The organism is Desulfovibrio piger ATCC 29098 (genome assembly GCF_000156375.1).
GTDB lineage: Bacteria > Desulfobacterota > Desulfovibrionia > Desulfovibrionales > Desulfovibrionaceae > Desulfovibrio > Desulfovibrio piger.
Genome location: NZ_DS996355.1, coordinates 262,646 through 282,548, shown reverse-complemented (window position 1 = coordinate 282,548; position 19,903 = coordinate 262,646). Strand labels below are relative to the sequence as shown.

The 19,903-nt window shown below is 64.9% G+C and carries 27 protein-coding genes and 1 tRNA gene; 26 read left to right on the top strand and 2 right to left on the bottom strand.

All coding sequences use genetic code 11. The annotated features are described in order from the left end of the window. Window positions 1-3 precede the first annotated feature (3 nt). The 12 genes from DESPIG_RS04670 (at window position 4) to DESPIG_RS12770 (ending at window position 8,947) form a co-directional block, all read left to right on the top strand. Window positions 4-198, top strand: coding sequence for a hypothetical protein (locus DESPIG_RS04670; protein WP_006005613.1), 195 nt, complete (start codon window positions 4-6; stop codon window positions 196-198). Continuing rightward, a complete protein-coding gene (locus tag DESPIG_RS04665) occupies window positions 195-590 on the top strand; it encodes a phage protein GemA/Gp16 family protein (protein ID WP_006005611.1) in 396 nt (131 codons plus the stop codon). The genes DESPIG_RS04670 and DESPIG_RS04665 overlap by 4 nt, the downstream gene beginning before the upstream one ends. 32 nt (window positions 591-622) lie before the next feature. Continuing rightward, on the top strand, window positions 623-1,135 hold the full coding sequence (locus DESPIG_RS04660; RefSeq protein WP_169304809.1) for a Mor transcription activator family protein: 513 nt from the start codon (window positions 623-625) through the stop codon (window positions 1,133-1,135). An 86-nt stretch (window positions 1,136-1,221) separates the two neighbouring features. Further along, window positions 1,222-1,746, top strand: a complete 525-nt coding sequence (locus tag DESPIG_RS04655; RefSeq protein WP_006005606.1) for a hypothetical protein — start codon at window positions 1,222-1,224, stop codon at window positions 1,744-1,746. Window positions 1,747-1,930: 184 nt separating this feature from the next. Continuing rightward, entirely contained in the window at window positions 1,931-2,623 is a 693-nt protein-coding gene (locus DESPIG_RS12775; protein WP_006005603.1) for a glycoside hydrolase family 108 protein, read from the top strand. Next, the gene (locus DESPIG_RS04645) at window positions 2,620-3,000 is read left to right on the top strand and encodes a hypothetical protein (RefSeq protein WP_006005601.1); all 381 of its coding nucleotides are present in this window, start codon (window positions 2,620-2,622) and stop codon (window positions 2,998-3,000) included. The genes DESPIG_RS12775 and DESPIG_RS04645 overlap by 4 nt, the downstream gene beginning before the upstream one ends. Then, window positions 2,987-3,157, top strand: a complete 171-nt coding sequence (locus DESPIG_RS13635) for a hypothetical protein (RefSeq protein ID WP_006005597.1) — start codon at window positions 2,987-2,989, stop codon at window positions 3,155-3,157. Before DESPIG_RS04645 ends, DESPIG_RS13635 begins: the two co-directional genes overlap by 14 nt. Then, a complete protein-coding gene (locus DESPIG_RS04640; protein WP_006005596.1) occupies window positions 3,150-3,842 on the top strand; it encodes a phage holin family protein in 693 nt (230 codons plus the stop codon). Before DESPIG_RS13635 ends, DESPIG_RS04640 begins: the two co-directional genes overlap by 8 nt. Next, window positions 3,842-4,351, top strand: a complete 510-nt coding sequence (locus DESPIG_RS04635; RefSeq protein WP_006005595.1) for a DUF1804 family protein — start codon at window positions 3,842-3,844, stop codon at window positions 4,349-4,351. Before DESPIG_RS04640 ends, DESPIG_RS04635 begins: the two co-directional genes overlap by 1 nt. A gap of 1 nt (window position 4,352) precedes the next feature. Next, the gene (terL, locus tag DESPIG_RS04630; RefSeq protein WP_006005593.1) at window positions 4,353-6,029 is read left to right on the top strand and encodes a phage terminase large subunit; all 1,677 of its coding nucleotides are present in this window, start codon (window positions 4,353-4,355) and stop codon (window positions 6,027-6,029) included. Between the two features lie 4 nt (window positions 6,030-6,033). Beyond that, a complete protein-coding gene (locus tag DESPIG_RS04625) occupies window positions 6,034-7,644 on the top strand; it encodes a DUF935 domain-containing protein (RefSeq protein ID WP_040369271.1) in 1,611 nt (536 codons plus the stop codon). Next, window positions 7,625-8,947 (top strand): phage head morphogenesis protein, encoded by a 1,323-nt coding sequence (locus tag DESPIG_RS12770; RefSeq protein ID WP_006005588.1) that lies wholly within the window; start codon window positions 7,625-7,627, stop codon window positions 8,945-8,947. Before DESPIG_RS04625 ends, DESPIG_RS12770 begins: the two co-directional genes overlap by 20 nt. A gap of 1 nt (window position 8,948) precedes the next feature. On the opposite strand, the gene DESPIG_RS13630 is transcribed toward DESPIG_RS12770, so the two are convergent. Next, window positions 8,949-9,029 (bottom strand) — tRNA-Ala (locus DESPIG_RS13630). Between the two features lie 34 nt (window positions 9,030-9,063). Between DESPIG_RS13630 and DESPIG_RS12765 the strand changes: the two genes are divergently transcribed. The 8 genes from DESPIG_RS12765 to DESPIG_RS04575 all read left to right on the top strand — a co-directional run bounded on the left by DESPIG_RS12765 (window position 9,064) and on the right by DESPIG_RS04575 (window position 15,192). Then, window positions 9,064-9,612 (top strand): phage virion morphogenesis protein, encoded by a 549-nt coding sequence (locus DESPIG_RS12765; RefSeq protein WP_006005585.1) that lies wholly within the window; start codon window positions 9,064-9,066, stop codon window positions 9,610-9,612. A gap of 295 nt (window positions 9,613-9,907) precedes the next feature. After that, window positions 9,908-10,963, top strand: a complete 1,056-nt coding sequence (locus DESPIG_RS04605; RefSeq protein ID WP_006005581.1) for a phage protease — start codon at window positions 9,908-9,910, stop codon at window positions 10,961-10,963. After that, window positions 10,964-11,917, top strand: a complete 954-nt coding sequence (locus tag DESPIG_RS04600; protein WP_006005579.1) for a Mu-like prophage major head subunit gpT family protein — start codon at window positions 10,964-10,966, stop codon at window positions 11,915-11,917. It abuts the gene before it with no gap. Between the two features lie 12 nt (window positions 11,918-11,929). Next, on the top strand, window positions 11,930-12,235 hold the full coding sequence (locus DESPIG_RS14030) for a hypothetical protein (protein WP_006005576.1): 306 nt from the start codon (window positions 11,930-11,932) through the stop codon (window positions 12,233-12,235). After that, entirely contained in the window at window positions 12,228-12,824 is a 597-nt protein-coding gene (locus DESPIG_RS13145; protein WP_006005574.1) for a DUF1320 domain-containing protein, read from the top strand. The genes DESPIG_RS14030 and DESPIG_RS13145 overlap by 8 nt, the downstream gene beginning before the upstream one ends. Before the next feature lie 15 nt (window positions 12,825-12,839). Next, the gene (locus DESPIG_RS04585; RefSeq protein WP_006005572.1) at window positions 12,840-13,514 is read left to right on the top strand and encodes a phage protein Gp37; all 675 of its coding nucleotides are present in this window, start codon (window positions 12,840-12,842) and stop codon (window positions 13,512-13,514) included. A gap of 10 nt (window positions 13,515-13,524) precedes the next feature. Continuing rightward, window positions 13,525-13,731 (top strand): hypothetical protein, encoded by a 207-nt coding sequence (locus tag DESPIG_RS04580; RefSeq protein ID WP_006005570.1) that lies wholly within the window; start codon window positions 13,525-13,527, stop codon window positions 13,729-13,731. After that, entirely contained in the window at window positions 13,732-15,192 is a 1,461-nt protein-coding gene (locus DESPIG_RS04575; RefSeq protein WP_006005568.1) for a phage tail sheath subtilisin-like domain-containing protein, read from the top strand. It abuts the gene before it with no gap. A gap of 97 nt (window positions 15,193-15,289) precedes the next feature. Here DESPIG_RS04575 and DESPIG_RS13625 read toward each other — a convergent pair whose 3' ends face one another. After that, window positions 15,290-15,895, bottom strand: a complete 606-nt coding sequence (locus DESPIG_RS13625; protein WP_147589077.1) for a hypothetical protein — start codon at window positions 15,893-15,895, stop codon at window positions 15,290-15,292. A gap of 173 nt (window positions 15,896-16,068) precedes the next feature. On the opposite strand from DESPIG_RS13625, the gene DESPIG_RS13620 reads away from it, so the two are divergent. From DESPIG_RS13620 to DESPIG_RS14025, 6 genes are all read left to right on the top strand, one after another. Then, the gene (locus tag DESPIG_RS13620) at window positions 16,069-16,230 is read left to right on the top strand and encodes a hypothetical protein (RefSeq protein WP_006005560.1); all 162 of its coding nucleotides are present in this window, start codon (window positions 16,069-16,071) and stop codon (window positions 16,228-16,230) included. A gap of 72 nt (window positions 16,231-16,302) precedes the next feature. Further along, entirely contained in the window at window positions 16,303-16,983 is a 681-nt protein-coding gene (locus tag DESPIG_RS12760) for a Rha family transcriptional regulator (RefSeq protein WP_006005557.1), read from the top strand. After that, on the top strand, window positions 16,976-17,176 hold the full coding sequence (locus DESPIG_RS04560) for a hypothetical protein (RefSeq protein ID WP_006005554.1): 201 nt from the start codon (window positions 16,976-16,978) through the stop codon (window positions 17,174-17,176). Before DESPIG_RS12760 ends, DESPIG_RS04560 begins: the two co-directional genes overlap by 8 nt. A 233-nt stretch (window positions 17,177-17,409) precedes the next feature. Then, window positions 17,410-17,787, top strand: coding sequence for a hypothetical protein (locus DESPIG_RS04555; protein WP_006005549.1), 378 nt, complete (start codon window positions 17,410-17,412; stop codon window positions 17,785-17,787). 2 nt (window positions 17,788-17,789) lie between these two features. Further along, window positions 17,790-18,131, top strand: coding sequence for a hypothetical protein (locus tag DESPIG_RS04550; RefSeq protein ID WP_006005547.1), 342 nt, complete (start codon window positions 17,790-17,792; stop codon window positions 18,129-18,131). A 168-nt stretch (window positions 18,132-18,299) separates the two neighbouring features. Further along, the coding region (locus tag DESPIG_RS14025) for a phage tail tape measure protein (RefSeq protein WP_006005543.1) at window positions 18,300-19,903 on the top strand (1,604 nt) is incomplete at its 3' end.

The window sequence follows — 19,903 nt, the reverse complement described above, 5'->3', positions numbered from 1 at the left end:
CCTATGGAACAGCAACGCTTTGTCCTGCTGCCCACAGTGGGCGGCGCATGGGTCATCCGTGACACTCAGGACGGGAGCCCCGTCTGCGTCCTGTTCCACGGCGGACGGGGCATAAAGAAGACCAGGGCCATGGCCGACGTGATGCTGGATGCCCTCAATGCCGCAGTGGGACGCCATGCCCAAGGAGGGAAACGATGACGGAAAGCAAACTGCGCGCGGGCCTCATCGCCAGCGTCAAGATCGCCCAGAAAGACCTGGGCCTGGATGATACCACTTACCGCTCCCTGCTCCAGGGCGTCACCGGGATGGACAGTGCCGCCCGCTGCACCGTGCCCCTGCTGAAAGCCATGCTGGCCGAGCTGCGGGCCAAGGGCTGGACCCCGCGCCCGCGCAACGTCCCACAGGAACTGCGCCCCCTGCACGCCAAGATCACGGCCCTGTGCGCCTCGCTGGAGCGCCCCCTGTCCTATGCGGACGCCATCATCCGCCGCCAGACACGGAACACGGCCAGCCTGCGCACGGCCAGCCGCGCCCAGCTGACGGCCTGCGTGGCGGCCCTGGTACGCCAGCAGGGACGTGAGGACGCATAGCTCAGAGAAAAGTGCAATAAATGGAGTTAATTATGCAGGATACGAACATCACCACGGCGGACTACTTCGACGCCATGCGCACGACGGAGGCTTTCCTGCCGTCCCTGCGCAGTCTGGATATTTCCCTGCTGCCCGCCGCCGTGCAGGCCATCGCCCGGCTGATCGGCCTGCCCGCCACCCTGCAACTGGTGGAGAACTTCGGCGGCCTGACCCTGCGCCTGCCCGTGGGCGCACGGGAGGCCGGGCAGCAGATGCTGGCGGACCTGGCCCGGCGCATCGGCCCGGAGGCCGCGCAGATACTGGCCCGGCACTATGCCGTGACCCCGCTCTATGTGCCCAACTGCAAGCCCGTCCTGCTGCGTGCCCGCGACGCTGCCCTGCTGAAAGACCGGCAACAGCTGGCCAGGGAAGGATTGACGGAACGGCGCATCGTGCAATGCCTGGCCCTGCGCTACCACATCACGGAGCGGCATGTATGGACCATCTTCAAAAAGCCGCCGCCACCGGACCCGGACAGACAGCCCCGGCAGGGGCGCTTGCTGTGATCCCCAAACAGGCCCCGCACCACGCGGGGCTTTTTTTTCGCGTTTTCTTCCTATAGGCTAATAAATAAAAAGTAACGGGGGACAACATGAAAAAACTTTTCCTGACGCTGGCCCTAGTAGTGTGCTGGGCAGTGACCGCCTTTGCCGCAGGGCAGATCAACGGCCTGACCCTGGACAATATCGAAGAAAAGCTCATTGCCTTCAACAAGCCGTACAATGGCACCTGGTTGCCCCAGCTGGCCAAAGAAGACCCCACCGCCGCGTGGTACAGTCTGAGCCCCACCACGGCTGTTGTCGCCGGGCATGAGGCCGGAGCCAAAAAGGTCAACCGGATACAGTTCTTCGTTAGCAAGGACGAACGCATCCCCAGCGAGGACGGACGCAGGACGCGGTATATCGACGATATGATGTACGCTGCGCTTGCGGCGGCAAGCCTGTGCATGCCCGGCTTTGGCAAGGATCAAGAACGGGTTGATGCCCTGTACGATGCTGCCACCTATTCAAATCAAGCGATCCTGCATGGCGAAAAAAATGTCTTCACCTTGGGAAAATACCAGTTTTCTGCCGTGATCATCGATGGCATTTATACCATTTGGGCCGAAAAAAAGTAGCGGGCATCATCGCACGGCACCTTTTTTTGCACTGCTTCCTGAATAGCTGCCAATAGAAACGCAAAAACGCCTCCGACATACTGAACCGCTGAACACCTTCGACCTTTTTTGCAGCCCCGTGTCGCCACATAGTGGCGGCACGGGGCCTTGCTTTTTCAGGGCCGCCGAAACCCGAGGAGACCATATGCCCAAGGAAAGCACTCTCATGCGGTCCTTCCACTTCACGATGGATGAGGAGGGCGGCGAGACGTACACCAACGATCCTCGCGACCCCGGAGGCCCCACCAAGTACGGTGTGGCCTTGAACTTCAACCTGGGGACCATCCCGGACAAAAACGGCGACGGGAAGATCACCGCGCTCGACGTGCGGATGATGGAAGAGGCCGATGCCCTGGTCATTTACCGGGACCGCTACTGGCGGCCCGGCAAGTGCGACGCGCTGCCCGACGCCCTGGCTCTGGCCCATGCCGACACCCTGTACAACATCGGTCCCGGCGCTGCCCCCCGCATCCTGCAACGGGCCGTCAATGCCTGCGGCCTGGGCATCGCCGTGGACGGCAAGATCGGCCCGGCCACTCTGACGGCAATCCGTCATCTGGAACGTGAAGGCAGGCTGGGCGACCTGCTGCGGGCACAGGCCGCCGAGCGCCTGTACTACTACAAGACGCGGCCGGGCTGGCCCGTCTATGGCCGTGGCTGGCAGGCCCGCACACAGCGCTGTTTCGACACCTGCATGGCTTTAGCCGTTGCGACGCAGGAAGCTACGGATAAAGACAGCAATTCGTCACACGGCAAGGCAGCCAGTGAAGGCGCTGTCGCTATCCGTAAGCCCGACAAGCGGGCTAACGGCTACCGCGCCATGCTGGGCGGTGAATGATGCCTGGACTGCCCCGGCTGTCCGTACTGGCCCTGGGCTGCTCCCTGCTGGTCTGCCTCCTGCTCTGGCATTTGTGGCGGGATGCGGACCGGCGGGCCGACGAGGCAGAGCGGGCGGCGGCCCTTACCCGGCAGGAGAGCGCCGCCACCCGTGCCGCCGTGGATCTGCGCGACCGTCTGCACGCCGCCGCACAACGCCAAGAGGAGGACACACGCCATGCCCTGGAACATCTGGCACAGGATGACGGCCTGCCTGCTGCTCTGCGCTGGGATGAGCTTGACCGGCTGCTGCGGACCGTCTCGCCCGGAGCCGATCCGGCCACCGGCAAGCCTGCTGCGGGAAGGCCCGCCCCTGCCGTCCCCGGTGCCGGTCTATGAGGCCATCAAGGCCGCTACGGACGAAGAGGGCCGCCTGCGGGCGGCCCTGCATTTCGTGGGCTACGTCAACGAGGTGACGGCCCGCCACCGGGCACAGGAAGCCGACAAGGCGGCCCTGCGCGACTTTTATGACCATCTGGAGGAAATAGGTGAATGACATCAACTGGCTGCACGCCATCCACTACTACTGCGACCGGCTGCTGGAACTGTGGCCGGGCAAGGTGGCCCTGGGCACGGCCCTGGCCGCCATCCTGACGGCCCTGGGCATCGATCATGTGCTGTTCGGCGTCCTGCTGGCCAGCGTCATGGGCGAGATGCTGACCCGTATCATCGTCCACTGCAAACGGGGCAAAAGCCTGTGCCGGGGCCTGCATCACGGCCTGGTGCGCTACAGCTGCTACTTTTTCTTCCTGCTCATGGCCGTGGGCGTGGATATTTCCCTGCGCCGTGCCCTGGGCTTTGCCCTGCCGGTGACGGACGTTTTCATGGCTTATCTGGTACTGACGGACTGCGCCTCCATCATCGGGCACCTGGTCTGGCTGGGCGTGCCCGTGCCGCCCCTGCTGGTGGTGCTGGTCACGGGCGGCCGCACCCGTCTGGAAAAAACGGTAGAGGATGCCGTGGAAGGCCGCCGCCCCCGTCCCCCCTACCGGGACGACTTCGCGCCTCCCTTCCGCTCCGGACAGCCCCTGGACGATCTTTTTATGGATACGCCCCAAGCCCCCCACAGGGAGCCGCGTCCCTGTCCGCCACCTCGTCCCTGCGCCCCCGGCCGGGACGATGCCCTGATGCCCCATACCGGTGGAGACGGCGGCCATACGGACTGCGGAGGCGGCGAATAATGGCCCACAGCGCAAGCCTGAAAGCCGCCTGTCGCGCGGCCTATATCGACAACATGCCGCTCACGCAGATAGCCAAGGCCCAAAACGTGCCCCTGGCCACCCTGCGCAGCTGGAAGCGCCGCGCGCTGGAGCAGGGTGACGACTGGGACAAACTGCGGGCGGCCAACCTGCTGGCGGGCGAGGGCATGGAGGCCGTGGCCCGCCAGACCCTGAGCGACTATGTGCTGCAACACAAGGCGCTCATGGGCGAGATCATCGAGGCCCAGGACATGACGGCCCGCGAAAAAACGCAGGCCCTGGCCAGCCTGGCGGACAGTTTCAATAAAATGGTCAGCGCCAGCCGCCGCGTGCTGCCGGAGACCAACGAGCTGTCCGTGGCCCTGCGCGTGATCCAGATGCTGACCGAGTTCGTGCGGCGGCAGTTCCCCCAGCATGCGGCGGCGCTGCTGGAAGTGCTGGAGCCCTTCGCGGACGAAGTGGCGGAAAAACTGGGAGGCCATCGTGGCTAGGATGACAGCGGACGACTTTCGGGCGGAACTTGCGGCCCTGGCCAATGGCCTGCGCCGTACCATCGAGGCGGACTGCGCCAGCTTCCCGGCCGACGCAAAGGCCAGTGCCCAGCGTGTCCGGCGTGTGCAGGGGGACTTTCCCTTTTTCCGGCGGACGTATTTTCCGCACTACACACGCCGCAAGGACGGCACGCCCACCGGCGACAGCGCTCTGCACCTGTGGCTGGACACGGCCCTGCCCGCCGCCGTGGACAACCCGGAAGGCATCCGGCAGGCCTGCGCGGCCCCGCGCGGCGAGGCCAAGACCACCTTTGTGGACGTGTTCTTCTCGCTGTGGTGCGTGGTCACGGGCCGCAAGCGCTATATTTTGCTGGTAGCCGATGCCTTCGAGCAGGCGGCCAGCTTCCTGGAGGCCATCAAGGTGGAGCTCGAAAGCAACCCTCGCCTCATGGCCGATTTCCCCGGCCAGTGCGGCGAGGGGCGCGTCTGGAACGTGGGCACCATCATCACGGCCAGCAACGTCAAGATACAGGCTTTCGGCGCGGGCAAGCGCATGCGCGGCCTGCGGCACGGTCCGCACCGCCCGGACCTAGTGCTGCTTGACGATCTGGAAAACGACGAGAACGTGCGTTCTCCGGAGCAGCGCGACAAATTAGAGAACTGGCTCATGCGCACGGTGCTGTCCCTCGGCCCGGCGGACGACAGCATGGACGTGATCTACATCGGCACCATCCTGCACTACGACAGCGTGCTGGCCCGCACCCTCAAAAAGCCGCAATGGCATGGCCGCACGTTCCGCGCCGTGGAAAAGATGCCCGACGATCTGGCCCTGTGGGACATATGGGAGCGCTTCTACAAGACGCCCTCGGTCGGCCCGGAAAAAGCGCGGGCTTTCTATGAGCAGCACCGGCAACGCATGGACGCCGGGGCCGTGGTCAGCTGGCCGGACTTCCGGCCCCTCTACACCCTGATGTGCAAAAGGGCTGAGGATCGGGCCGCTTTTGACAGCGAACAGCAGAACGACCCCCTGGTGGGGGATGCCGCGCCCTTCGCGGAGGCCATGCAGTTCTGGAGCGAGCTGCCGCCGGGCCTGATCTTTTTCGGGGCCTGTGACCCCAGCCTGGGCAAGGCCGGGGCAGGGCGCGACCCTTCGGCCCTTCTGGTGGGCGGCCTGGAACGGGAAAGCATGCGCCTTTATGTGGTGGCCGCCGACATCAAAAAACGCCACCCGGACCGCATCATCCAAGACCTGATCGCCCTGCAACGGCAATGGCATTGCGTGCTGTGGGCCGTGGAGGCCGTGCAGTTCCAAGAGTTTTTCGCCGAGGTCCTGGTGCGCGAGGCCGCCAGGCAGGGCCTGCCCCTGCCGGTATCGCCCGTCAAGAACTGCACGGACAAAAACCTGCGCATCGAGAGCCTGCACCCCTATTTCTGCCAGGGCCGCATCCTGCTGCGTCCTGACCAGCGCGCCCTGGTGGACCAGTTGCGGCATTTCCCCCTGGCCGACCATGACGACGGCCCGGACGCTCTGGAGATGCTCTGGCGTGCCGCCTCGCAGGGCTACGTCTCTCTGCGGGACGCCTTCGTGCGCGTGCCGCGTGCCCGCTCCCCCCTCGAGAGCGTCCCGCAAGATGATGCCCCTATGCCCGATGACCCGTTAGAAAATGGATGGATATGACGCCATGCGATACAAAGCCAAACGCCCTCCGCGCAACCCGCGTCCCTCCCCGGAGGCCCTGCGCGGGGCCGTACAGACCGAAAGCGGCGACACCGCGCCCCTGCTGTATCTGGAACAACTGCCCAACCTGACCAACGGCCTGACGCCGGGCAAGCTGCGCCGCATCCTGGCCGACGCCGAACAGGGCAATATCGTGGAGCAGCACGCGCTTTTTGCCGACATGGAGGACCGCTGCGAGCACCTGGCCTGCGAGATAGGCAAACGCAAGCGGGCGCTGCTGACCCTGGAATGGGACATCATCCCCGGCAGCGATGACGCGCGGGCACGCGAGGTGGCGGAAAAGGTCCGGGCCATGGTGGACATGCTGCCCGGCGTGGAGGACATGCTGCTGGACATGGCCGATGCCATCGGGCATGGCTTCGCGGCGCTGGAGCTGGAATGGGGCATGGTGGACGGCTGGCATATCCCGCAGGCCCTGACCTTCCGCCCGCAGTCCTGGTTCCAGTGCCTGTGGACGGACCGCAACCGCCTGCGCCTGCGCGACGGCAGCGCCGAGGGCGCGGAGCTGTGGCCCTGCGGCTGGCTGGTCCACACCCACAAAAGCAAGAGCGGCTGGCTGCCGCGTGCGGGCCTGTTCCGCACCGTGGCCTGGGCCTACCTGATCCGGGCCTATGCCCTGAATGCCAATATCGCCTATACCCAGATCCACGGCCTGCCCCTGCGCCTGGGCAAATACCCGCCCGGCTCCACGGCGGAGGACAAAAGCGCGCTGCTGCACGCCCTGCGCTGCCTGGGGCAGGATGCGGCGGGCATCATCCCGGCGGGCATGGAGGTCATCTTCCAGACGCCCACGACCACCACCCAGGACATCCCCGGCCAGCTGGTGACGCGCTGTGAACAGGGCATGAGCAAGGCCATCCTGGGCGGGACCCTGACCACACAGGCCGACGGCAAAACAAGCACCAATGCCCTGGGCACCATCCATAACGAGGTCCGGCGCGACCTGCTGGCGGCGGATGCCATGCAGCTGGCCGCCACTCTGACCAGCCAGCTGCTGGCCCCGCTGTGCCTGCTTAACCTGGGCATCACGAACCGCAAATTGCTGCCCTACTGGCGTTTCGACACGCAGGAGGCCGGAGACCTTTCCCTCTATGCCGATGCCCTGCCCAAACTGGCTCCGTACATGAGGATCAGCCGCCAGTTCGTCCACGAGCGCCTCAAGCTCCCCGTGGCCCTGGACGAGGACGACGTTTTCCGCGCCGACGGGCAGGACGGAGACGGCAGCGATGACCGGCCCGGCAGGCAAAATGCCACCACACACCTGACGGCCCCCGTCGGGGATGATGCGAACAAAGACGGCGAAGGAACCGGCGCCGGGCAGGACGCTCTGGACGACATGGGCGACAGCGCGGACGCCGCTCTGGCCGAGGCCGCCGGTGCCCTGCTGGGGCCGCTTTTTGCCGAGGTGGCCGCAGGCCTTCCCCCGGAGGCGCTGGAAAAACGGCTGGCGGACCTGTATCCCGCCATGGACGCCACACAGCTGACGGACATCCTGTCCCGCCTGCTGTTCGTGGCACAACTGGAAGGACGCAGCCGTGAAGAAGCACGCCATTGATCTGGCCTACGCCCTGACCCTGCCGCCGGAAAAGGCAGTGGCCTATTTCCGGCGCAAGGGCCGCCGCGTCTCATTCGACTGGCACAGCATGTGGAAGGAGGCCCACGCCACGGCCTTCACCGTGGCCAACTGCGCCAAACTGGACGTGCTGCGCGATTTGCAGCTGGCTATCCGCACAATGCTGAAGGAAGGGAAAAGCGAGAAGTGGTTCATCCAAACGCTGGAGCCGGTCATGCGCGCCAAGGGCTGGTGGGGACCGCGTGACGAGGTCAACCCGCGCACGGGCGAGATCATCAACGTGCAACAGGGCAGCCAGTGGCGTCTGGGCCTCATCGCCCGTCAGAACGTGCAAAGCGCCGTCAACGCCGGGCGCTGGCAGGAGCAATGGGAGAACAGGGAAGACCAGCCGTTTTTGCGTTATGTCTCCCTGAATGACGCCCGCACCCGGCCCGATCACCGGGCGCTGCACGGCAAGATCTTCCCCCTGGAAGACCCCTTCTGGCAGAGCCATTACCCGCCTAACGGCTGGAACTGCCGCTGTTATGTGCAGGGCGTGAGCGAGGCCCGCCTTAAACGCCGGGGCTGGAAAGTCGAACGCTCGGAAGGAAAGATGGTCTCGCGTGAGATACGCATACGCGACCGGCGCAGTGGCGAGGTAACGCCCCGCAGCGTCACCGGCTATGAGCTGGGGCCGGGGCGCGTGGTCTGGACGGACGCGGGCTTCGACTACAATGCCGGGGCCGTGTCCCTGGCGGACAACATCCTGCGCGAACGCATCCGGGGACTGAAAGACCCGGCCCTGTACGAGCAGGCCCGGCAGGCCTTCAACAACAGTACGGCCCGGCACGAGGGCTTCGCCGCCGTGGTGGAGGGATGGCAAAAGGACAAGCCCCCTCGCAAACGCACGGCCATCCTGGGCCTCATGCGCTGGCAAGAGCTGCTCCATGCCCGTGCCCAGGGAGCGGATGCCAGCGGTGTAGTGGTCTTTGCCGATGACCGTCTGCAACATGCCGGGCGCGGTATCCATCAGACCAAGGGCACCGCCGTACCGGATGCCGTCTATCCGCAGCTGGCCGCCCTTTTTTCCCGGCCCGAGGCCGTCTATTGGGACGAGACGCACGAGAACCTGCTCTATCTATTCCCCGACCCGGAGGACGGCTGGTGCCGCATCATGCCCGTCAACGTGCCGGGCACAGACAAAAAGAAACAAAAAAAGCTGGGCCGCCATGATGGCGTGGCCAGCTTCTACCGCCTGGAACGCAGTAACCTGCATCGCGGGCGCAAACTGCAAAAAATCCGCTGACCGTTGCCGCCGGGATTTGAACCCGGATACCGGCCCCCTTTTGCAAGGAGGGCGCGCGTTACCAGCTTACGCGTACAGCAGCAGTCAGCGGAAAATCTCTGTAGCACAGGATAGCCATGATCCGCATAGATGTAAACATCGACGACGACCAGCTTGTGGAGGGCCTGGCCGCCCTGGCCCGGCAGGGCGAAGACGCCAGCCCCATCATGCGGGGCCTGGCCGGTATCATGCGCTCCGCCGCCGAGGACGCTTTCGACCTGGAGCGCGACCCCGTCACCGGGGCCGCCTGGCCGCCTCTCAACGCGGCGTACAAAAAAAAGCGGTACGAGGACGGCTATACGGGCAAGATCTTGAGCCGCACGGGCAGGATGCAACAGACGTTGAGCGTTCGCTACGGCAGGGACTTTGCCCTTGTGGGCGTGAGTGCCCCCTATGCCGCCGCGCACCAGTTCGGCGCGCGTACCAGGGCGCACATCATCCGCGCCCGCTTCAAAAAAGCCCTGTCCTTCTATGGACGCAACGGGCGGCAGATCCTGCGCAAGGCCGTGCACCACCCCGGCAGCGTCATCCCCCCGCGCCCCTTCCTGGGCGTAGGCGAGGACCACAAGACCGAGATGCGCCGGCTGATCGTGCGCCACCTGCGCAAGGCCGTGCGGGGAGCATGACCGCGCTTCAGCCGTTGCGACGAAGGAAGCTACGGATGAAGACAGTAATGCGTTACGCGGCAGGACAGCCAGCGAAGTCGCTGTCGCTATCCGTAGGCTACCGCAAGCCGTCCGTGTGCCGTGTTTTTCTTCCGGGCGGGCCATCGTCCACGTTTTCCTGTTTCTGAAAATCTAACGCCCCTCTAACGCCCACCACACGCCCGTAAGGCATCCCCTTCCAACCAGCCACGGGGATAGTTGAAGCGCTGAACAGCTTCGACCTTTTTTCCCCGCATGCGTCCCGTACAAGGGACACATGGAACGCCATCATTCCCCCCTCCTTGCTACCGGTCTGGCCATTGCCCTGTCCCTGTCTGATGACACGGGGCAGGACAAGGCCGCCGGTCGCATCCAGCTTTTCCCTGCGGGCACGTTCGCTGCCCGCGACGGACGGCCCGGCAACCTGCGGGGCGTCAACGCCACGTCCTGGCGTCTGACGGCCCAGGATGCCGAGGCTGTCATCGCCCACTGGCAGCGCACCGCCACGCCGCTGGTGGTGGACTACGAGCACCAGACCCAGCTTGCCGCGCAAAACGGCCAGCCAGCCCCGGCGGCGGGCTGGATCACCTCCCTGGAATGGGAAGAGGGGCGCGGCCTGTTCGCCGGTGTAGACTGGACGGACAAGGCCCGCGCCCACATCCGTGCCGGGGAATACCGCTATATCAGTCCCGTTTTTGCTTTCGACCGCCAAAGCGGCGCGGTGCTGCGCCTCATTTGCGCGGCCCTGACCAACCATCCCGCCCTGGACGGCATGGACGCCGCCAGCGCAACCTTTACCCCCTACGAGGAACCGCCCATGAAACAGATCCTTGCCGCCCTCGGCCTGCCGGAAACGGCGGACGAGGCTGCCGCCCTGGCCGCCCTGACCACGCTGCGACAGGAGCGGGACAGCGCCAAGGCCCAGGCCGAGGCCGCTCCCGATCCGCAAAAATTCGTGGCCATGGCCACCTTTTCCGCCGTCCAGAAGGAGGCTGCCCAGCTGCGCGACGAAGTGGCGAAACTGAAAAACGAGGCCCAGGCCGCCGCCCTGAAGGACGACATCGAGGCCGCCCTGAAAGACGGACGCCTGACCGCCGCCACCAAGGGCTGGGCCGAGAGCCTGGCCAAAACGGCCCCCGATGCCCTGAAAGCATTCCTGGCCACCCAGCCGCCCGTGCAGGCCCTGACCGGCACCCAGACCGGCGGCAAGACCCCGGCGGGCGACAAGCCCGGCACGGTATCCCTGACCGCCGAGGAGCTGCATATCTGCGAGCGCCTCGGCCTGACCCACGAGGAGTTCATCGAGGCCAGACAGGCCACGAAGGAGGAATAAATGCCCATCGTCACCGACAGCATCCTGTCCGGTCTGCGTACCGGATTCAATGCCGCGTACAAACGCGGCGCGGGCCGCGCGCCCGGCCACTGGCAGAAGGTCGCTACCCGAATCCCCAGCACCAGTGCCAGCAATACCTACGGCTGGCTGGGCCAGTTCCCCAAACTGTCCGAATGGGTGGGCGACCGCGCCGTCAAGGACATGAAGGAGCACGGCTACGTCGTCACCAACAAGCTCTATGAAGGCACCGTCGGCGTGAAGCGCACCGACATCGAGGACGACAACCTGGGCATCTACGCGCCCATGTTCGAGGAAATGGGCTACGCCGCCGCCACCCATCCCGACGAGCTGGTCTTCGGCCTGCTGGGCAAGGGATTTTCCACCAACTGCTACGACGGTCAGTTTTTCTTCGACAAGGACCACCCCGTGGCCGTCAACGTGGACGGCACCGGCGGCAATGCCACGGTGTCCAACCTCATCGACGCAGCGGAAAGCCCGGAGAGCAAGACGCCCTGGTATCTGCTGGACGTGTCCCGCACCCTCAAGCCGCTGATCTTCCAGGAGCGCACCAGCCCGGAACTGCAAGCCATCACGGACGGCAAAAACGACACCGTGTTCATGAAAGACCAGTACCTCTACGGCGTGCGCTACCGCTGCAACGTGGGCTTCGGCTTCTGGCAGCAGGCCGTGGCCGTGCGTGACGACCTGACCGCCGCCAATTTCGAGAAGGCCCTGGGCCTGATGCAGTCCTTCCAGGCCGACGGCGGCCGCCCCCTGGGCCTGGGCACCGGCGGCAAGGCGGGCACCCTGCTGGTGGTGCCGCCCACCCTGTACGCCGCCGCCCGCAAACTCATTGCCGTGGAACTGGTCAACGGCGGCGAGAGCAACCCCTGGTACGATGCCGCCACCATCGTCAACGTGCCCTGGCTGATGCCCGCCGTGGTGGCCGCGTAAAGGAGGTGCCCCATGGACGTGCATGTGAAAGTCAAAAAGCCCCTGGCCCGGCGCTGCCGCTGCGGCATGACCTTTGATGCCAGCGGCTGCCTGATGCAGGTAACGCCGGAGGAGTACGCGGCCCTCAAGGCCGACCCCTGGCTGGATGTGGCCATCATGGACCCCGAGGACACGGAACTGTCCCCCGACCCGCAGCCCTCTCCCGCCGTGTCGGCACAGGCGGCTCCCACGCCGGAAAGCTCCACGGGCTCCCCCTCCGGGGAAACGCCGCCCACCGCCCAGCCCGCAGCCCACACGACCGAGGGCACCCATGCCTGACGCCTTCCCGGCAAGCGCTGCTGTCGATGCCCGTAGCTCGCTGCGCTCGGACGGGCACGCTCCTGCGGAGCGCCTTCGGTCGCACTATGCCAGCCCGGCGGACATGACGGCCCGTTTCGGCCTGCAAGAGCTGATCGGGCTGGCCCCGTTGCCGGAAAGCGATGCCCTGGACGCCTGCGGCCCGCCCGTGTTCACGGATGACTGGCCGCAGGCGGATAATCAGGGGGAAGGCGACCAGCCCCCGGCCTATGACGTGGAGCGCGTGGCCACGGCCCTGGACCAGGCCAGCCGCGAGGCGGACAGCTACCTGGCCGTGCGCCTGGCCGTGCCGCTGGACACCACGGCGGGCGTGCCCCAACCCCTGCGGGCTTTCGTCTGCGACATGGCCCGCTACCACCTGACGGCCGGATTCGGCATGCAGGTGCCCGAGGATGTGGAGGCCCGCTACAAGGCCGCCCTGGCCTGGCTCAAGGACGTGGCAAAGGGCGCGGCGGAGATCGTCGTGCCCACGCCGCCGGACGCTCCGGAGCCGCAGCCCCCGGAAACGGGCGTGGAGTTCGCGCCCGGATGCCATGACCGTTTCTTCTAGTCGCAAGGAGCCCCCGTGTACCCCATTGCCGCCATCGAAAGCGCCATGATCCGGCGTATCCATGAGGCCCGCCTGCCGTACCTGCGTTTTGTGGGCAGCTATGGCGGCGAGCTGCTGGGCGACTGGAAAAACGTCTATCCCTCCGTCCCGGCCATCTGGGTGACGTTTGCCGGTGCCACGGAGGCCAAAGCCCTGGATACGGCCCGCACCCGCTTTGAAAGCGTGCTGACCTTCACCAGCATAGCGGCGGCCTACAGCCCCCGCACGGAAGGCCCGCGCACGGGCGGCCCGGCCACGGCGGGGGCCTATGCCATGCTGACCGACGTGGCCCGTCTCACCGCCATGCAGGACTATGCCCTGGACGGTGTGGACTACCTGCGCCCCGGCCGCATCCGCAGCCTGTTCTCCGGCCAGGTACAGGCGGGCAGCCTGGCCGTCTTTGCCCAGGACTGGCTCTGCCGTGTACAGGCCAGGCTGCGAGCGCCCTGTGAGCGCCCCCTGGGCACCGATGCTGGCGGCTACCTGCCGCCCGACGGCCAGCCCCTGCCGGGCAAGGCGCATGCCGGGGACGATCCCTGGCTGCCGCCGCTGGAAGGGCTGGCCCTGCGCTACTGGTGCAAACCGCCGCAGGACCCGGCCACTGATCCGCCCCTGCTGGAAGACCACCTGACCCTCAATATCCGCATATAAGGAGAGCCCTATGGGCGTTGAACTCTACGTCAAAGCAGCCCCCGGCCTGCGCGTCCCCCGCGAGGACGCCCCGCGCCGCTACATCACCGACGATCAGCCCGTGTCCGTCCCGGCCACGGCCTACTATCTGCGCCGCCTGCACAGCGGCGAGCTGGTGAGCGCCCCCCAGAGGGTCGCCCACCTGGCCGTTGTGACGCCGGACGCTGAGGAGGCATAAATGGCCAGCACGAACATCTCTTTCGACCAGATCCCGGCCAGCATCCGCAAGCCGGGAAAATATTTCGAGTTCAATACCACCAACGCCGTGCGCACCCTGGCCGCCAACAGCCAGAAAATGCTCATCATCGCCCAGAAGGCCGAAGACAGCGACGCCCCGCTGGTTCCTGTCCAGATCTACGATGACGCCACGGCGGGCGCGCTGTTCGGCTACGGCAGCCAGGCCCAGCTCATGGTGCAGGCCGCCATCCGCGCCTACCAGTACCTGGACCTGTCCGTGCTGCCCGTGCCCCCGGACGAGGCGGGCGTGGCCGCCAGCGGCAAGCTGGAGCTGACAGGCACGGCCACCGGCGCGGGCGTGGTCTCCCTGACCATCGCCGACACCAGCGTGGCCGTGGCCGCCGCCTCGCAGGATACGGCCCAAAACGTCCTGGACGAACTGGCCGCCGCCCTCAATGCAGAGCAGTCCCTGCCCGTTTCGGCCACGGTGGTCACGCCCGAAGACCCGGACGGCGAAGGCGAGCAGGTCGCTCCGCCCCCCTATCTGACCCTGACCGCCAAAAACAAGGGCACCATCGGCAACAAGATCACGCTGTCCGCCAGCTGCACGGCTCCCGGCCTGACGGCTACCGTCACAAAAATGAGCGGCGGCCAGAAAGACCCCGACATCACCGAGGCCCTGGCCGCCGTCTTCGGCGCGGATTATACGCTGTACTGTCTGCCCTGGGCCGTGCAGGAACAGCTCACGGCCCTGCGTGAGCACCTGGACAAGGTGAGCGGCCCGCTGGAGCAGCGCCGGGCCACGGCCTGGCTGGGCAGTACGGATACCCTGTCTCTTTGTACCACCCTGGCCGGTCAGCTCAACAGCGGCCGCATCTCCCTGGCCTGCCTGCCCGGCAGCCCCAGCCTTCCGGAGACGCTTTCCGCTGCCTACTGCGCCGTAGCCGCCAGCGAGGAGGACCCGGCCCGGCCGCTCAATACCCTGGTCCTCACCGGCGTGGCCGTGCCCCCGGAATCCTCCCGCCTGTCCCGTACCGAGCAGGAGGTGGCCCTCAAAAATGGCGTGACCCCGCTGGAGGTGGGGCCGGGCGAGGTGGTGCAGATAGTGCGCGCCATCTCCACCTATACCCGCAATGCCGCCGGGGCCACGGACATTTCCCTGCTGGACATGACCACCATCCGCACTCTGGACTATGTGGCCCGAACCGTGAAGGAGCGCATTGACCTGCGCTTCCCGCGCGAAAAACTGTCCACCCGCACGCCGCCCAAGGTCCGCAGCGAGGTGCTGGACGTGCTGCGCCAGCTGGAACAGCTGGAGATCGTGGAGGAAGTGGAGGCCAACGCCGCCGGGGTCATCTGCGAACGCGATCTGCAAGACCCCAACCGCCTGGACTGCCGCATCCCGTCCGACGTGGTCAACGGCCTGCACGTCTTCGCGGGCGTCATCGACCTGCGGCTGTAGGGGAAGGAAAGAGGAAGGGCAAAAGAAAAGGCCGGGAGGTGATCCCGGCCTTTTCCGCTTTTTAATCCCTTCCCCACCTAGCGGTATGGGGCGTTTCTTATGACAGCACCCTAAAATCTTCTGGGTGGAGAAAGGGGCAGTTGACATAGCCGCTTACTACGGCCTCTGCTTGGAATAAATCCTGCAAAGAACTCGGATGCCCTGCGTGTTCTTCAGGGAAGAAGCGCATTTTTCTGCAAGGGAGCAAATAGCGACGCGGAGCGATTTCGATTTCTGGAGAATTATTCCTTTCCTTTTCGCCGCCAAGGCAAACGTGGATATACATGTCACGGTGAACGGGTTTTGGTTCGCTGTAGATGGTATGGCAGTAGGCCCTGTAGTCATTGCAGCGAACAGCCTCATGGTAACAAGATATCCACGGTAAAAGGTAAAGATGGTCAACCCTGCGTCCTTTCACAAAGTAGTGAACCGTTTTCCATCCGCATGTAATGTCTTCGATTGCAAATAGGTATTGTATTCTTGGTGAAAATTCTTTGAAACAGGCAGCCGTATACCCACCTTGCTCATAAAACCAGTCCGCTTTTTGGCAATATTGCCGCACAAGCGGCCAGGACTTGGATTTGGGCTGCATAAACAGAACAACGATATGAAATTCTTCCGAGAGTACCAGATCCACACATGGCTGCGGATAATTTTCCATCATACGAACACCTGTCTGTCGCGAAATTGGCTGTCCCAGCTACCTTTTTCGGGAGAGTCAAGGCCGTAGGCCCTTGTTTATTACAACAGTTTCCTGCTTTGCTGCCAATAGGCGCGCAAATTTTTATTGACGTTTTGACTGCAATTTGTCATTTTTTCAAAAAATGAGGAGGTGAGATGCGCAAGGCTGAACCCGAAAAATATGCGGTCACTGTGACCGTGCGGGTGTCAGAGGAAGAACGCCACAAGCTCAAATTGTTGGCGGTCAAAAACAAGAAGACCCTCAAGGCCGTCTTGTTCGAGGCATTGGACAAGGCTTTTCCGGGCTGGAGAAGCTAAAAAAATGGCGTTGCCAAAAGCTGGAACCTTTTGACAACGCCTAACCATAACCACCTTTCACGGAGGTGTATCATGGCTGAAAACAGCATATCGCAAGCTGCGTCATTCATCAATGACAACTCCACCATCTGCGTCGACCTAACAGAGCAAAACAAGCCTGCCGTGCGTTCGGACGTGCTGGCGCACCATTTCAACCGTAGCCACAAAAATGTCCTGCGCGATATTGCCAAATTGCGTTCCAAGTGCCCGGAATCTTTCTATCGGCTCAATTTTGAGCCCATAGAAATCGATACGTTTTTGCCTCATTCCGGGGGCATTCGCAAAGACCGTGCCTACCTTCTTACCCGTGACGGTTTCTCCTTGCTGGTCATGGGCTTCACAGGAGCCGAGGCCGTCCGCTGGAAGCTGCGCTACATCGAAGCCTTCAATATGCTGGAGGCGGCGGCTCTGGAAGACAGGGCCGAACGTATCCGCGAAGCCGCTTACCAGCAAGGACTGGACGAGGCCCGAACCGAGACCGCCCAGCTTTTCTGGCGTCTCGGCCCTGCCCAGAAGCGCCGGGTACGCCAGGCCGTGCGCTACCACGCTATGGGGCTTGGCAAGCACAGCATTGCCAAACTGCTGGACGTGAACGGGCGCGAGGTCTCCCGTCTGCTCAAGGCCGCACAGGCGCTGGGCTGGCTGGAAGAAAGAGCGTCCGAGCGCCCCGCCCTGCCCGTGCAGGGGAATTTGCTGGAGGTGTGTCATGGATAACGCGCGCCTTCCCGCTGACCTGCTGCATGACGCCGCCGCCCGTATCCGCTGGCAACAGCGCCTGCTGTGCTCCCTGCCCGTGGATGCGCGGGTGGACATGGATACCCAGGATGTGCAGGGCCTATACCTGAGCCTTGAGGACATCTATCAGGGCATCATCGAGGCCCTGAGCCGGATGGAGTCCCCCGCCTAACCTGAACCGCTGAACACCTTCGACCTTTTTTCCGGCCCCGTGTCGCCACATAGTGGCGGCACGGGGCTTTCGTATTTCCTGAAGGCCCCCATCCAACACACGCGGTAGCCGTTGCCCGCGCCAGCGGGCTTACGGATAGCGACAGCGCCTTTCGTTGTCTGTCCTGCCGTGTAACACATTACTGTCTTCATCCGTAGCTTCCTTCGTCGCAACGGCTGAAGCAAGGAGCAAACATGGCCATTCAGGAATATGTGGGGGCCGTCGTCCTGGAGGTGGACGGCAAGGAGATCGAATGCGTCTCCGTCTCCAATGACAGCAACACCGGTTACATGCCGGTCAAGACCATGCGCCGCAAGCGCACCATCAGCGGCTACTGCCTGGGCATCGTCACGCATGAGCTGTCCGTCACCGTGCCCATCCCCGTGGACGGCGATCCGCTGGACTGGTGGAAGGTCTTCGATGCCAAGCTGACCATCTACCCCGTCTCGGGCAACGGCAAGCGCGTCTCGTACACCGGCTGCTGCGTGCAGAGCGTGAGCGACCAGTACGAGGCCGAAGGCGAGGCCCGACGCGATCTGAAACTTTTTGCCGTTGAGCGTGTGGAGGAATAGGTATGGAAATCAAGGGAATGTTTGCATGCGGTCTGGAATACGAAGGCCAGCGCCACAGGTCTTTTACCCTGCGCCTGCCCACCATGGCGGACGTGGAAAATGCCATCGAGGCCGCCCAGGCCGAGGCCGGGGCCAATGCCTGCGCAGCCCGCATCGACCGTCACAAGTGGGCCGCCTGCCTGAGCGTGGACGGCATCCCGGCGGAAAAAATGAGCGCCCGCCTGCTGGCCGGTCTGGCCGCCAGGGAATGGGGCATCCTGAAAGACGCCGAGGACGAGCTGGTAAAAAAACTCGTGGCCGCCGGCGCGGCCCCGGCGGAGAACTGCGCCGAACCCTCCGCCTAGCCCAGGCCGCGCTGGTCCGGCAGGGCTTCACCCTCGCGGAGGCGCGGGGCCTGACCCTGCCGGAGGCCGAGGCATTCCTGGAGATATTCTATCCCCCAAAAGCACAGCCCGCCGGGCGGCGTACTTGTGTCAGCAAGCGCCAGGACTGGCGGCAATGGAAAAAGCAGCATGGCCGATCTTGACGTACAGGTGCAACTCTCCCTGCGGGACGACCTCTCCCGCCCGGCCAAAAAGGCCATGGATGCCGTGCGTGCCGCCTCACGCACGGCAGAAGGCGGCATGGGCGGTGTGGCCAAACAGGCCGCCAAGGCCGGGGATGCCGTGGAAGGCATGGGCCGCGCTGCCCGTGACGCGGGCGAGGCCACCGATGCCCTTGCCCGCAGCAACGGCCCGCGCAGCGTCAAACAGCAGGCCGACGGCGCCACCCGCAGCCTGGAGAACATGGCCCGCAGCGGCCAGCATGCCGGACAGTCCCTGTCCCAGGCCGATGCCCAGGCCGGGCGCTTGCGCCGCACGCTGGACGGCGTCTCGTCCCGCATGCAGGCCGTCACCCGACAGGCCGCCCGTCTGGGGCAGGGGCTGGGCAACGGCATAAACGGGGCCGTGGATGCCGGGGCGGGCATCATGGCGGCCGGGGCCGTGGGCCGCACCGCCCTGGCGGCTCCGATGGCCCGCGAACGGCAGTATCTTCAGGACGCGACCGTGGCCTTCAATGAGCGTACCGAGGCGGGCATCAAGGCGGGTGTCACTGAATTGCGGGCACTGGATCAGCAGATCGTGGCCCGTGGCGGCGGCACGCTGGACAGCGCGCGGGCCATGCGCGGGGCTTTCCTGGCCGGGGGGATGTCCTTTGAGGATACCCAGGCCCTGGCCCCCTTGACCCAACGGGCCGCCACCGCCGCCGGGGCCGAGGGCGCGGACTTCGCCAACACCCTGCTGTCCGGGACAAAATCCGGCCAGTTCACCAAGGCCGACGCGGAAAAGGTCTTCGGCATGATGCTCACGGCCGGGGCCGAGGGCAGCTTTGAAACGCGCGACATGGCCCAGTACCTGCCAAGCATCTTCAACGCCACGGGCGACATGCGCGGCCTGCGCGGCACAGCACAGCATTTGACAGGTCTGGAAATAGTCCGCGACGCCGCAGGCGACAGCGCCGAGGCCGCCAACCGCTACCAGAACCTGCTCTCGTTCCGCAACAGCAAGGAAGCCTACAGCAACCTGTCGAAAAAGGGCATCAACCTGGCCCACGTTTACCGCGATGCCGCCAAACGCGGCGAGGACATGAACCTGGCTTTCGTGGGGGCCATCCAGGGCCTGGTGGAACGCAACAAGGAATACAAGCGCCTCAAGAAAGAGCTGCCGGGGGCCACGGGCGCACGGGCCGACGAGATCCGCAACCAAATGGGTGCCATCCAGAACCGCATTTTTTCCGAGATCATCGGGGACATGCAGGCTCGTGAAGGTGCCATCGCCCTGGAAAAAGCCAGGGGAGGCCGTTACAGCGAGGTCTACGCCGGTGTCACCAACAAGCCCGAGGCCATGATCGACAAATTGTTTTCGGTCATGACCAGTTCCACGCAGGAGAATCTCAACCGGCTGGCCAACGAGTGGGAAAAGGGCATGGACCGCGTGCTGGACGTGGTCAAAGGCCCGTTGCAGGATGCCATCCAGTGGGCAAGCGGCCTCATGGCCGACAACCCGGAACTGACGGCCCTGGCCGGGGCCACGGTCACGGCCGGGGCCATGTGGGGCGCGGGCCGGGGCCTGGCAGG